Source organism: Virgibacillus sp. SK37 (assembly GCF_000725285.1).
Taxonomy (GTDB): Bacteria; Bacillota; Bacilli; order Bacillales; family Amphibacillaceae; genus Virgibacillus_Q.
Genome location: NZ_CP007161.1, coordinates 2,546,430 through 2,560,214, shown reverse-complemented (window position 1 = coordinate 2,560,214; position 13,785 = coordinate 2,546,430). Strand labels below are relative to the sequence as shown.

Below are 13,785 nucleotides of genomic sequence, written 5' to 3'. Positions count from 1 at the left end.
AAGGAGAGGTGAAAAAATGAGAAAAACAGTAATCGCAGGTAATTGGAAGATGAATAAAGTAATTTCTGAAGCAAAAAGTTTTATGGATGAAGTGGTAAAGAAGGCGCCAGACAGTGACAAAGTAGAAATGATCGTTTGCCCACCATTTCCCTTCCTTTCATCATTGGTTGAACAGGCAGAAGGAACAAATGTGATGGTCGCTGCACAAAACATGCATTTTGAGGAAAGTGGAGCTTTTACAGGAGAAGTAAGCCCTCTAATGTTAAAAGATCTAGGTGTTACCCATGTAGTACTAGGTCATTCAGAACGCAGAGAATATTTCGCTGAAACAGATGAAACGGTTAATAAAAAAGTACATGCTGCTTTTAAACAAAGTCTGACTCCTATCGTTTGTGTTGGAGAAACATTAGAACAGCGTGAGGCTAATGAAACGATGAATCACGTAGAAGACCAAGTAAAGGAAGCATTAAAAGGTCTATCTGAAGAGCAAATTGCCGAAACAATTATTGCTTATGAGCCGATTTGGGCAATTGGTACTGGTAAAACAGCTTCTAGTGAAGAAGCTAATGAAGTATGTACACATATTCGAAATGTGATTAAGAAAATTACCTCTGAAGAGATTGCTGAAAAAGTTATTATTCAATATGGAGGTAGCGTAAAACCAGCAAATATCGATGAATTACTTAGCCAATCTGATATTGACGGAGCTTTGGTTGGAGGAGCTAGTTTAGAAGCTGATTCCTTTCTACAGCTTGTGGAGGCTGGTACGAAATGAAGCAAAATAAATTGGCCGCTTTAATTATTCTTGACGGGCTTGGCCTGCGAGATGAAGTAAGTGGAAATGCTGTAAGACAAGCAAATACACCTAATCTTGATCGTCTTTGGGAAAAATATCCCCACAATCAACTAACAGCAAGTGGAGAAGCTGTTGGTCTACCAGAAGGTCAGATGGGAAATTCAGAAGTGGGCCACTTGAACATTGGTGCCGGTAGGATCGTTTATCAGAGCTTAACTCGCGTCAATCTATCCATTAAAGAAGGCGATTTTTTTGAAAAAGAAGCGTTTTTAAAATCAATTAACCATGCAAAAGAGAAAGGTAAAGCCCTGCATATATTTGGATTATTATCTGATGGTGGAGTCCACAGTCACATCAACCATTTATTTGCACTACTGAAATTAGCTAAAGAATGCGAATTAGAAAAAGTATTTGTGCATGCATTCTTGGATGGACGAGACGTTGGGCCACAAACAGCAGAGAAATATATTAAACAAACAGAAGATAAAATGAAAGAATTGGGTGTTGGCAAACTATCCACCATTTCAGGCCGATATTATTCCATGGACCGTGACAAACGTTGGGATCGGGTGAAGAAGGCGTATGATGCAATGGTTTATGGCGAAGGACCATCATATTCCGATCCATATGAAGTGATCAACGACTCCTATAAAAACGGCATTTATGATGAATTCGTAATTCCTTCAGTTATCACTGATGAGGATGGCGAGCCTGTAGGCAAAGTTCAAGATGAAGACTCTATCATCTTTTACAATTTCCGCCCTGATCGTGCGATACAGATTTCTCGCACCTTTGCAAATGAGGACTTTCATGATTTTGATCGGGGAGAACATGTACCAAAGAATTTAGATTTTGTTATGTTAACAAATTTCAGTGAGACAGTCGATGGCTATGTAGCATATGAACCTGTTAACCTGGATAATACGGTTGGGGAGGTTTTATCTCAAAACAACCTTAACCAGTTGCGGATTGCTGAAACAGAAAAGTATCCACATGTCACTTTCTTTATGAGTGGTGGACGAGAAGCAGAGTTCCCTGGTGAAAAAAGAATTCTTATTAATTCACCAAAGGTAGCTACTTACGATCTTAAGCCTGAAATGAGTGCATATGAAGTAACGGATGCATTGCTGGAAGAGTTGGATGGTGGTAAACAAAATGCGATCATACTAAACTTTGCCAACCCCGATATGGTTGGACATTCAGGTAAACTGGAACCGACTATTAAGGCTATTGAAGCCGTAGATGAATGTCTGGGCAAAATCATAGATAAAATTACTTCACTTGGAGGTAGTGCTATAATTACTGCTGACCATGGGAATTCAGATGAAGTTGTCACACTAGATGGAGATCCAATGACAGCTCATACGGTAAACCCAGTACCGGTTATTGTAACAAGAGAAGATGCTGAGTTACGTGATGGAGGGATTCTTGCTGATCTATCCCCAACATTACTTGATCTTTTAGATATCGAGAAACCGGACGAAATGACAGGAACATCTTTAATAAAAAAATAAATTGATCATATAAGACAAAAGGAGAGATTTTCATGCCATATATTACCGATGTTTATGCTAGAGAAGTTTTAGATTCACGCGGAAACCCAACAGTGGAAGTTGAAGTGTTTACCGAGTCAGGTGCCTTTGGAGCAGCTCTTGTTCCTAGTGGAGCATCAACTGGGGAATACGAAGCCGTTGAATTACGTGATGGCGATAAGGATCGTTATTTAGGTAAAGGCGTTTTGAAGGCTGTTCAGAATGTAAACGAAGTGATTGCACCTGAATTAATTGGAATTGATGTAACGCGTCAAAATATTATTGATGCACTAATGATTGAATTGGATGGTACTGAAAATAAAGGTAAACTGGGTGCTAATGCTATTCTAGGTGTATCCATGGCTGCAGCACATGCAGCAGCAAGTTACCTTGAAATTCCTTTATATAATTACTTGGGTGGTTTTAATGCGAAAACTCTACCAACTCCGATGATGAATATTGTCAATGGAGGAGAACATGCGGATAATAATGTTGATATTCAGGAGTTTATGATTATGCCTGTGGCAGCCTCAACCTTCCAGGAAGCTTTACGTACGGGGGCAGAAATTTTCCACTCCTTAAAAAATGTATTGAAGAAAAAAGGCTATAATACTGCAGTGGGTGACGAAGGTGGTTTCGCGCCGAATCTCGGGTCCAATGAAGAAGCACTACAAACAATCGTAGAAGCAATTGAAGCTGCTGGCTACAAACCAGGTGAAGAAATTAAATTAGCAATGGATGTAGCTGCTTCTGAAATTTATGAGGATGGAAAATATAATCTTAAAGGGGAAGGTGTCACTCGTACTTCTTCTGACATGGTTGATTGGTATGAAGAAATGGTTAATAAGTATCCAATCATCTCTATTGAAGATGGCTTGGATGAAAATGACTGGGAAGGTCATAAGTTATTAACAGAGCGTCTTGGTGATCGTGTGCAGCTTGTAGGTGACGACTTGTTTGTAACAAATACAGCTAAACTAGCTCAAGGTATTGAGCAAGGTGTAGGGAATTCTATTTTAGTTAAAGTAAATCAAATTGGAACACTTACAGAAACCTTTGAAGCAATTGAAATGGCAAAACGAGCTGGTTATACTGCCATCATCTCTCATCGTTCCGGGGAGACGGAGGACGCAACTATTGCTGATATCGCTGTAGCTACGAATGCCGGACAAATTAAAACTGGTGCTCCATCTCGTACAGACCGAGTAGCTAAATACAACCAATTACTTCGTATTGAAGATGAATTGTCTGGTATGGGAGAATATGCTGGTCTAAGTGCTTTTTACAATTTAAACAAATAAATTAATTATGAAAAGAGGCAGACAATCGTCTGCCTCTTTTCTTTTTGGTCAAAGACCAAAAAGCACAAAAACCTCGAACCTTCTCCTTATCAGCGAGAACTATTAAAAGGTAAAATTAACCAAATTGCATAAGACGAGCGGTTAACTCTATATAATAGACTAAAATCTGTAAAGTGGGGGAGTGTATGACCCAAAAAGTACTTGTATTTGGAGATATAGGCATTGATGATACTGTAGCTCTTTTATATGGTTATTTTAAAGAAGAAATTGAGATAGTAGCTGTGGTAGCGGATTACGGAAATATATCAAGAGAAAACGCAATAGCAAATATAAACTATGTTAAAAAATTATTACCACAGACACCTGAGTTGCAAAAGGTAAATTTTATTGCCGGTGCTTCTGTCCCAATGACAGGGGAGTTGCCAGAACTTGTCACCGAAATTCACGGGGAGTATGGTTTAGGACCTATTGTACCACCATTGCAGATAGCAAATGGGGTAGACGAAAACTTCTATGAGGTTGTTGAAATCATTGAGAAATACCGGGGAGAACTGATAATTGTAAATATTGGCCGTCTTACATCACTTGCTACTATGTTTATTTTATATCAATCACTAATGGAATCAGTCAATGCCTATTATATTATGGGGGGGGCATTTTGGGTGCCAGGAAATATCACTGCTGTTTCAGAAGCGAATTTTCATGGTGACCCTGTGGCTGCTGCAATTGTGCTGAATTATGCTAATAATGTAACTATTATCCCCCTAAACGTTACTCAACATGCCATTGCAACTCCCCAAATGGTGAATTATATTGATCGCACAGGAAAAATAGACATACTAAAACCAATGCTGGATTATTATTATAATTTTTATAAGAAACGGGATCCTTCTATTCAAGGAAGCCCTTTACATGATGTGGTTACATTAATGGCCATTGTGCATGATGATTTATTGTCTTATCGAAAACTTCCAGTCACTATTATAGTAACTAAGGATGGGGTGGAGCGTGGGCAAAGTATTGCAGATATCAGACCTTATAAAAATAGTAAAGCCAAGACCCATCGTATTGCATTTATGCTGAATTATCAAAGGTTCTATAGTGATTTCATGACTGTCATGTCAGGGAGATATTTTTAATTATAATATTAAAGTAAATATATGATATGCTTAAAATGAAGCTCAGTTGAAAAAGAGGTGAAAGCAATTACTATCTTACATACACTTAAAAACCGTAGAAGTATCCATACATTCAAGCACAGAAACATTCCTTCTGACATTTTAAAAGAAATATTCACCTATGCATCTTATGCGCCAACACACTACATGACAGAACCGTGGGAATTAATTGTCTATCAGGACGAGGGGAAAGAGCGTTTTATTCAATCAATTCTATCAAGCTATGAACGGATCGGGATGATAAAACCTAATAATGAACCTAAGACAGTAAAAATGAAGGAATCTATGAGGAATTTCCTTATGGGTATACCTCATCATGTGCTCATTTACTTTGATAGAAAGCAAGATCAAGTTCGTTATGAGGAGGAGTATGCTGCAGTTTGCGCTTTTATTCAAAATGCCCAATTAGCTGCTTGGGAATTTGAAGTAGGGATGCTTTGGACAATAACTCCATATATGCATGATCCATTATTTGTCAGGGATATAGGACTTGGAGAAAATGTGAAAATAGCTGCTGTTCTGCAAGTGGGATATCCTGATGCTATCCCAAGAAATAAAGGAAGAACACCAATTGAACAGAAAATCAAATTTATTACAGAGTAAGAGACAAAGATTACCTTTTTGCGAATCAATGGAGAACCCCAACCTATATATGCTGCAACTGGAAAAGAGTGCTCAGCAACATGGCTGAGCACTCTTTAGTTCTTTAATTTATCCTATTGTGTTTATATATTCAACAACTTCGTCTGCAGTGCTCATAGACAATATCTTGTCTTTCGCAGCAGCCAGCTTTTCTTTGGATAGGCTGCGAATTTGAGTACGGGCTGGTAAAATAGACGTAGCACTCATACTAAACTCGTCTAAACCCAAACCAAGTAGAATTGGAATTGCTATAGAGTCTCCAGCCATTTCCCCGCACATTCCTGCCCATTTATTTTCACTATGTGCTGCTTCAATGACATTGTTCACCAGATTAAGAATTGCCGGATGGTATGGTTGGTAAAGATAAGAAACACGCTCATTCATTCTGTCTGCAGCAATTGTATATTGAATTAAATCATTTGTACCAATACTGAAGAAGTCAACTTCTTTAGCGAATTGTTTTGCGGTCACTGCAGTAGAAGGTATTTCTACCATGATACCTACCTCAATAGAATCCGATACCTCAATACCTTCACTTCTAAGGTTATCTTTTTCCTCCATTAGAATACTTTTTGCCTGACGAAATTCTTCCAGAGTGGCTATCATTGGGAACATAATTTTCAGGTTGCCGTAAATGCTTGCACGTAAGAGAGCACGTAATTGAGGTCTGAAAACATGTTCGTTTTCTAAACAAAAGCGAATTGCCCGGAAACCAAGGAATGGATTTAGTTCCTTTGGAAGGTCAAGGTAATTTAGCTCTTTGTCTCCCCCAACATCGAGAGTTCGAACAACTACTGGCTTACCGTCCATTTGTTCCAAAACAGATTTATAGGCATCGAATTGTTCATCTTCTGTTGGTAATTCGTTTTTACCCATATATAAAAATTCAGTACGGTATAAACCGACACCTTCGCCGCCATTATTTATTACGCCTGTAATATCTTCAGGAGTTCCTATATTTGCAACGAGTTCAACCTGTACCCCATCTTGTGAGAAGGTAGGCTCATCTTTTAATTTTGCCCATTCTTCTTTTTGCTGTTCAAATTCTTCCTGTTTTTTACGGTAGTGATCTAATTCTTCATTTGATGGATTGATAAGAACGATCCCGTCATTTCCATCTACAATCACCATATCACCTTTATTTACAGAGGTGGTAATAGACTTCGTTCCCACAATTGCAGGAATTTCCAATGAACGAGCCATGATTGCTGAATGGGAGGTACGTCCCCCAATGTCAGTAGCAAAACCTTTCACAAACTGACGATTTAACTGTGCAGTATCAGAAGGAGTCAAATCATTAGCAATGATAATGACTTCCTCGTCGATCAATGCTGGATTTGGGAAGGTAACCCCAAGTAAATGTGCCATCACACGTTTCGTTACATCCTGAATATCAGCAGCACGCTCACGCATGTATTCATTATCCATATTTTTAAACATATCTATGAACATATTGGCAGTTTCCTCTAAAGCTGTTTCTGCCATAACATTATCTGAAGTTATTTTATCCTTAATAGGGTTAATTAATTCCGGATCGCCCAGTACCAATAAATGCGCAGAAAAAATTTCGGCATGTTCTTCCCCAATTTCTTTTCGGGCATGCTCTTTTATTTTCTCAAGCTCTTGTTTTGAAATCTCCAACGCTTTATCTAGGCGTTCTATTTCTTCATTGGGATTGTCTATAGTTACTTTCTCGAATGTTAGTTCTGGAATTTCCAAATGATATGCCTTAGCTATAGCGATACCTGAAGATGCTGCGATACCTTGTATATTTGCCAATTATAGCCCAACCTTTCTTTCTTAGCTTACCTTCTAAGTTTATATCTTTCGTATGTATGAATCAAGTTACATAAACTATTTCATACTTTGACTTATCCAATTATTAATGGCTTCAAAAACCACTTCTTTATTTTTCTCATTTAACAGCTCGTGGCGTCCATCTGTGAACAACATTGTGACTACGTTTTTCAAACCAGCTCTTTCGAACATATGAGCTGTTTTCCAAATACCTTTTGAATAATTACCAACTGGATCCGCATCCCCACTTATAATAAGCATAGGAACATCGGCTCGAATCTGTTTATTGTCTTTACGATTATGAATTTGGATTAAACCATCCATTAAATCATAAAAAAACCGGGCGGTAGGAATAAAACCAGTATAAGGATCATCTATATAGTTCTGGATTGCAGTCTCATCTCCAGAAAGCCAATCAAAGCTAGTGTTTTGATTCTTGATTTTCTTATTATATGATCCAAAAGCGAGCGAGTTCATTAATTTTGACTCTTGTTTTGGTGGCAACATCTGTGCTAATTGCTTACCGGCCAATGATTGTACTGTAGGGAAATATCCAGTCCCTGATAATATTACACCATTTATATTTTTACTATACTTTTGCAAATAATATCTTACTAAAAAGGAACCCATACTATGCCCCAATAAAAATACTGGTATAGAGGGAAATTCAGCCTTAATCACTTCTGTTATTTGATAGAGATCGTCAGCCGTCTTAGCAAACCCATCCTCTTCCGCAAAATATCCCATTAGTCCTTGTTTTTCTCCAGTATAGCCATGTCCACGATGATCATTACCGTAGACAACAAAACCTTCATTCACAAGATATTCTGCAAATTCATGATAGCGTCCGATATGCTCGACCATTCCATGAGAAAGTTGAATTGCAGCTCTTGGCTGAGTGTTCGATTTATACCATTTTCTCACAAAAACCTCGGTTCCATCCTTCATCGTGACCCAAAATGTCTGTTCCATATTTTTCTCATCCTCTACCTAGGTTATACTATAATAGTAAATTGATATAATATAACTGTCCAACTTTATCCAGGACAAGGACTACACTATATATTAATGAAAAGACTTGCTATATGAAACATAATTATGCTAAAGTTAGAATAGCTATTTGTCGTTATAGGGGAGGTTTTGCTTTAATGGAAGCTTTAGTACATGTTCTATTAGTAATTGATGCAATTGTTATGATTGTATTTGTGCTATTACAATCAGGTAAAAGTGAAGGGCTTTCCGGAGCGATATCCGGTGGTGCTGAGCAATTATTCGGTAAGCAGAAAGCAAGAGGATTGGATTTATTCTTGCACCGTGGCACAATTGTTACTGGCGCGTTGTTCTTTATTCTCGCTTTTTTAAGTGCATATATTCTACAATAAGTAACAACCCTTACCACAAAAGTGTTAAGGGTTTTTCATTTTCTATAAAATTATATTGATAAGCTTTATGCAATTACCAAATTACCAGATAAGTATGTCGCAGAATAAAATTGACCTTTATTTTTGTTGAAAAAGGGTAGAATAGAAATAGGGAATGTAGAAGGAGTTGGAGAAAAAAATGAAAGTAAAAGCACCACAACCATTTACGTTTGAAGCAGGTCCTCGTGCCGTATTATTATTACACGGATTCACTGGGCATTCTGCTGATGTACGAATGCTTGGTCGATATTTAGAGAAGAAGGGATATACAAGTCATGCGCCAATATACCGTGGCCATGGGTTGCCTCCTGAAAAGTTAATTGAGGCCACACCCGAGGAATGGTGGGAGGACGTCCAAGCAGGATTTGACCACTTAAAAGAGCTAGGATATAAAGAAATTGCCGTTGCAGGGTTATCTCTTGGTGGCGTTTTAGGTCTTAAGCTTGCCTATTCAACGCAAACGAAAGCTGTTATTACGATGTGTTCACCAATGTATTTTGACAATGAAACACAACTAACGAAAGGTTTTCAGGCATTTGCTAAGGAATATAAAGAATTGGATGGCAAAGAAGATGATGATATCAAAAGAGAAGTTAAACATCTAATGGATAATTCAGAAGAAATGTTTCAACAATTGGGTTCACTTATTACAGAAGTTAAAAATAACGTAGATACGGTATATACGCCAGCAATGATCATCCAAGCACAAAAGGATGAGATGATCAATACAGAAAGTGCGAACTATATTTATGACCATATTGAATCCGAGCACAAGACGATTAAATGGTATGAAGAATCAGGCCATGTGATAACAATGGGGAAAGAAAAAGAGCAAGTTTTTGAAGATGTCTATCAATTTTTAGAAACTCTTGATTGGAAGGAATAATTAATTTTTATTTTGGGTACACACTATATAGAAAGAAGGTGAACGAAATGTTAGAAAAAATTCGTGATTATTTTAAAGAAAATGGAACAAAACCGTTAGCTGTCGATGAATTAGAAGAAGTATTGAATATTGAGGATGCTGTTGAATTTAAGGAACTCATTAAGGCTCTAAATGAGTTGGAAGAGAATGGTGAGCTCGTACGTACAAGGAAAAACCGCTTTGGTTTACCAGAAAAAATGAACCTTATTCGCGGAAGAATCCAGATGCATGCAAAAGGGTTTGCGTTTTTAATCCCTGAGGATCCAGGTCAGACTGACGTATATATCCACCATTCTGATTTGGCCTCCGCAATGAACAATGATAAAGTATTAGTTCGTCTGGAGAAAAAGGATCAAGACGGCAATCGCCCAGAAGGGACGGTCATCCGTATTTTGGAGCGTGCAACTCTTCAGGTTGTTGGGACATTCGAAGATAACCGCTCCTTTGGCTTTGTTATTGCAGATGACAAGCGGATTCCTAATGATATTTTCATTCCGAAAAACATGACGAATGGAGCTATTAGTGGTCATAAAGTTATTGCACGTATTACAAAATACCCTGAAGGGCGGATGAGTGCAGAGGGAGAAATCATTCATATCCTTGGTCACAAAAACGATCCTGGTATTGATATAATCTCTATTATTCATAAGAACGGTATTCAAGTCGATTTTCCGGATGAAGTACTCGAGCAAGCAGCAAATACTCCTGAAGAAATTTCAGAGAATGAAATCAAAGAACGCAGAGACCTGCGGGACGAGGTAATTGTGACCATAGACGGAGCGGATGCAAAGGACCTGGATGATGCTGTCTCTGTAAAAAAACTAGAAAACGGTAATTATAAGCTTGGTGTGTATATTGCCGATGTTACTTATTATGTGGAAGAAGACAGTCCTATTGACAAAGAAGCATTTGAGAGAGGGACAAGTGTTTATCTCGTAGACAGGGTTATACCAATGATACCTCACCGTCTGTCAAATGGAATTTGCTCATTAAATCCGCAGGTTGATCGATTAACATTAGGATGTGAAATGGAAATCACCTCTTCAGGTGAGGTTGTTAATCATGAGATTTTCCAAAGTGTTATTAAGACAAATGAAAGAATGACATATAAGGATGTTAACAAAATTCTTGTGGAAAAAGATGAGGAAACAAGGGAAAAGTATAAAGATCTTGTGCCCTTCTTTGAAACAATGGAAGAACTTGCAACCATTCTAAACGAAAAAAGGATGGGGAGAGGGGCTATTGACTTTGATTTTAAGGAAGCAAAAGTACTTGTTGACGATAAAGGGAAGCCAGAGGATGTAGTTTTACGTGAAAGATCTGTTGGTGAGCGTCTCATTGAAGAATTCATGCTAGCTGCAAATGAAACAGTCGCTGAACATTTCCATTGGATGGACGTACCGTTTATACACCGTATTCATGAAGATCCGGATGCTGGTAAATTGCAGACATTTTTTGAATTCCTTGCAGGACTGGGATATATAGTGAAGGGTACCGGGAATGAAATTCATCCACAGGCATTACAAAAAGTAATTGAAGAAGCAAAGGATAAACCAGAGGAAATGATTATATCCAAGTTGATGCTCCGTTCCATGAAACAAGCTAAGTATGATGCTCAGAGCATTGGACATTTTGGATTAGCAACAGAGTTCTACACTCATTTTACCTCTCCTATTAGAAGGTACCCGGATTTAATCGTCCATCGCTTAATCAGGACCTATCTTATTAATAAAAAAATGGATAAGAAAACTATTGCAAAATGGAAAGAGGCAATGCCTGAGATCGCTAGACATACATCGGAGAGAGAGCGTACAGCAGTGGATGCCGAACGAGAAACGGATGATCTGAAAAAAGCAGAGTTTATGCAGGATAAAATCGGTGAAGAATATGTTGGTGTGATTAGTTCGGTGACAAACTTTGGTTTATTTGTAGAGCTTGAAAACACGATAGAAGGGCTGATCCATGTCAGCTATTTGACTGATGACTATTACCACTATGATGAAAGACGTCACGCGATGATAGGTGAGAGGACAGCTAAAGTTTATCGTGTAGGTGATGAAGTCAAGGTAAAGGTTGCCGCAGTTAATACGGACGAACGCACAATAGATTTTGAACTGGTCCAAGCCGAAAAACAAAAAAAGAAAAAGAAAATAAAGGCTAGAAAAAAATGATCAAGAACTTTTAAAAAAAGTGTTGTACTGTAACTAACAGTGCAACACTTTTTTGTTTCTTAGGAATATATCAAGCAGAATCTATGGACCATTTTTATAGCACATCACTCTAACATCTCAACCTCGAGGTCTTAATTAATAATTCTGTGTAACAAAGCTTCACACCTATTCATTCAGTATTTAAACCGCTAGTATTTACTTTTTTCTAAATTATTTTTTAATATGTTGTCATCATTTATTAATAACTGCATATAATTGCATTAGCTTAAAAGTTGCACTAGGTAAAATTAATTGTTGACAGTGAACTGTTTGTCTATTACACTACTTAATAGAAGTAGGCTAATTAATTAAACTCGGGCTAAAAACCAAGTGAGTAACTGATAAATAGAGAGGAAGGGTTCGTGTGGGCACATCAATTTCTGTAGACCAATTACATGTTTCTTATTATGGTAAAGAAGCAGTACGTGATGTTTCATTTTCCATCATGCCAGGTAGTCTTGTTGGTATAATTGGTCCAAATGGAGCTGGGAAATCTACCTTACTGAAGTCAATTCTAGGATTAATCCCTTCAGATAAAGGCACTGTTAAAGTACAGGGAGGAGAGGTAAAGCTAGCAAGAAAAAAACTTGCCTATGTACCACAGAGATCAAACATAGACTGGGATTTCCCTATTTCAGTAATAGATACTGCTTTAATTGGTACCTATCCAAAGCTTCGTATGTTTAGAAGACCTAAGAAATCAGATAAGCAATTAGCTATGGAATGCCTAGAGAAGGTGGGAATGTCAGAGTTTAAAAATCGCCAAATTGGAGAGTTATCTGGTGGACAGCAGCAACGAGTTTTCCTCGCAAGAGCACTAGCACAACAGGCAGAAATATTCTTTTTGGATGAACCTTTTGTGGGAATTGATATTAGTAGTGAAGAAACTATTATAAAAATTTTAAAAGAGCTCAGAGATCAAGGTAAGACCATACTTGTTGTGCACCATGATCTAAGCAAGGCAAATGATTACTTCCAGCAATTAATATTGTTGAATCAGGAGCTTGTAAAATTTGGGAATGTAGACGAAGTGATGACTCCGGAAACTATTTCACGTGCATATCAAGGTCAACTTTCATTTCTTAAAGAACTGGTGGTGTCATCATGAATTTTCTTGAAGCAGTTATGCATTATGAATTTTTACAGAAAGCGTTACTGACTTCTATTATGGTTGGAATTATTTGTGGAGTAATTGGATGTTTTATTATTTTAAGAGGAATGGCGTTAATGGGTGATGCTATTTCCCACGCTGTTTTGCCTGGTGTAGCACTATCCTATTTTCTTGGTATTAACTTTTTCTTCGGAGCTGTATTCACCGGTGTTTTAACAGCAATAGGTATTGGTTATATTAGCCAAAATAGCCGAATTAAAAATGATTCATCAATTGGAATTATGTTTACGGCAGCTTTTGCTTTAGGGATTGTCCTAATCACATTAATGAAGAGCAGTACAGATTTGTATCACATCTTATTTGGTAACGTACTTGCTGTTAGACCCTCAGACATGTGGATGACATTAATTATCGGGGTCATCGTGCTAACAAGTGTGTATTTATTTTACAAAGAATTGCTTGTTACCTCCTTTGACGAAACGATGGCACAAGCATATGGGTTACCAACGAAGCTTATCCATTACTTTTTGATGACATTGTTAACAATGGTCACAGTAGCTTCCTTGCAAACAGTTGGAATTGTGTTAGTGGTTGCTATGCTGATTACTCCAGCGGCTACAGCATATTTACTAACCAACAGATTATCGTTCATGCTTTTCATCTCTTCAGGATTTGGAATTATCTCTGCTGTTTTAGGACTGTACATTAGCTATAAAGCAAACTTAGCATCTGGAGCAACAATCGTTCTGGTAGCAACAGGTTTGTTTATCATCACATTGATTTTTTCACCAAAACATGGTGTTTTACGCAAATTAATTAACTCACGTAAAAAAAGAGTTTCCTATTCATAAAAAGTCCAATATAAAAGGAGG

At 37.6% G+C, this 13,785-nt stretch carries 12 protein-coding genes; 10 read left to right on the top strand and 2 right to left on the bottom strand.

The genetic code is table 11. The features are described 5' to 3' along the window. Nucleotides 1-16: 16 nt before the first annotated feature. The 5 genes from tpiA (at nucleotide 17) to X953_RS13090 (ending at nucleotide 5,410) form a co-directional block, all read left to right on the top strand. Nucleotides 17-775, top strand: coding sequence for a triose-phosphate isomerase (gene tpiA, locus X953_RS13110; protein WP_040955991.1), 759 nt, complete (start codon nucleotides 17-19; stop codon nucleotides 773-775). Beyond that, nucleotides 772-2,310 (top strand): 2,3-bisphosphoglycerate-independent phosphoglycerate mutase, encoded by a 1,539-nt coding sequence (gene gpmI / locus X953_RS13105; RefSeq protein ID WP_040955990.1) that lies wholly within the window; start codon nucleotides 772-774, stop codon nucleotides 2,308-2,310. Before tpiA ends, gpmI begins: the two co-directional genes overlap by 4 nt. Nucleotides 2,311-2,342: 32 nt before the next feature. Then, entirely contained in the window at nucleotides 2,343-3,629 is a 1,287-nt protein-coding gene (gene eno, locus X953_RS13100; protein ID WP_040955989.1) for a phosphopyruvate hydratase, read from the top strand. Nucleotides 3,630-3,814: 185 nt separating this feature from the next. Further along, a complete protein-coding gene (locus tag X953_RS13095; protein WP_040955988.1) occupies nucleotides 3,815-4,768 on the top strand; it encodes a nucleoside hydrolase in 954 nt (317 codons plus the stop codon). A 57-nt stretch (nucleotides 4,769-4,825) separates the two neighbouring features. Then, nucleotides 4,826-5,410: a nitroreductase gene (locus X953_RS13090; protein WP_232217687.1), complete on the top strand. Its 585-nt coding sequence runs from the start codon at nucleotides 4,826-4,828 to the stop codon at nucleotides 5,408-5,410. Nucleotides 5,411-5,518: 108 nt separating this feature from the next. Here X953_RS13090 and ptsP read toward each other — a convergent pair whose 3' ends face one another. Both ptsP and X953_RS13080 read right to left on the bottom strand, forming a co-directional pair. Continuing rightward, nucleotides 5,519-7,228 (bottom strand): phosphoenolpyruvate--protein phosphotransferase, encoded by a 1,710-nt coding sequence (ptsP, locus tag X953_RS13085; RefSeq protein ID WP_040955987.1) that lies wholly within the window; start codon nucleotides 7,226-7,228, stop codon nucleotides 5,519-5,521. A 75-nt stretch (nucleotides 7,229-7,303) separates the two neighbouring features. Beyond that, a complete protein-coding gene (locus X953_RS13080; protein WP_040955986.1) occupies nucleotides 7,304-8,218 on the bottom strand; it encodes an alpha/beta hydrolase in 915 nt (304 codons plus the stop codon). Nucleotides 8,219-8,394: 176 nt separating this feature from the next. On the opposite strand from X953_RS13080, the gene secG reads away from it, so the two are divergent. From secG to X953_RS13055, 5 genes are all read left to right on the top strand, one after another. Continuing rightward, nucleotides 8,395-8,628 carry a preprotein translocase subunit SecG gene (gene secG / locus X953_RS13075; RefSeq protein WP_019377623.1) on the top strand — a complete coding sequence of 78 codons (234 nt, stop codon included), beginning with the start codon at nucleotides 8,395-8,397 and terminating at the stop codon, nucleotides 8,626-8,628. Between the two features lie 178 nt (nucleotides 8,629-8,806). Further along, nucleotides 8,807-9,553 carry a carboxylesterase gene (locus X953_RS13070; protein ID WP_040955985.1) on the top strand — a complete coding sequence of 249 codons (747 nt, stop codon included), beginning with the start codon at nucleotides 8,807-8,809 and terminating at the stop codon, nucleotides 9,551-9,553. Nucleotides 9,554-9,600: 47 nt separating this feature from the next. Then, a complete protein-coding gene (gene rnr / locus X953_RS13065; protein WP_040955984.1) occupies nucleotides 9,601-11,763 on the top strand; it encodes a ribonuclease R in 2,163 nt (720 codons plus the stop codon). A 403-nt stretch (nucleotides 11,764-12,166) separates the two neighbouring features. Beyond that, on the top strand, nucleotides 12,167-12,910 hold the full coding sequence (locus X953_RS13060) for a metal ABC transporter ATP-binding protein (protein WP_040955983.1): 744 nt from the start codon (nucleotides 12,167-12,169) through the stop codon (nucleotides 12,908-12,910). Further along, nucleotides 12,907-13,764: a metal ABC transporter permease gene (locus tag X953_RS13055; protein WP_040955982.1), complete on the top strand. Its 858-nt coding sequence runs from the start codon at nucleotides 12,907-12,909 to the stop codon at nucleotides 13,762-13,764. The genes X953_RS13060 and X953_RS13055 overlap by 4 nt, the downstream gene beginning before the upstream one ends. Nucleotides 13,765-13,785 lie beyond the last annotated feature (21 nt).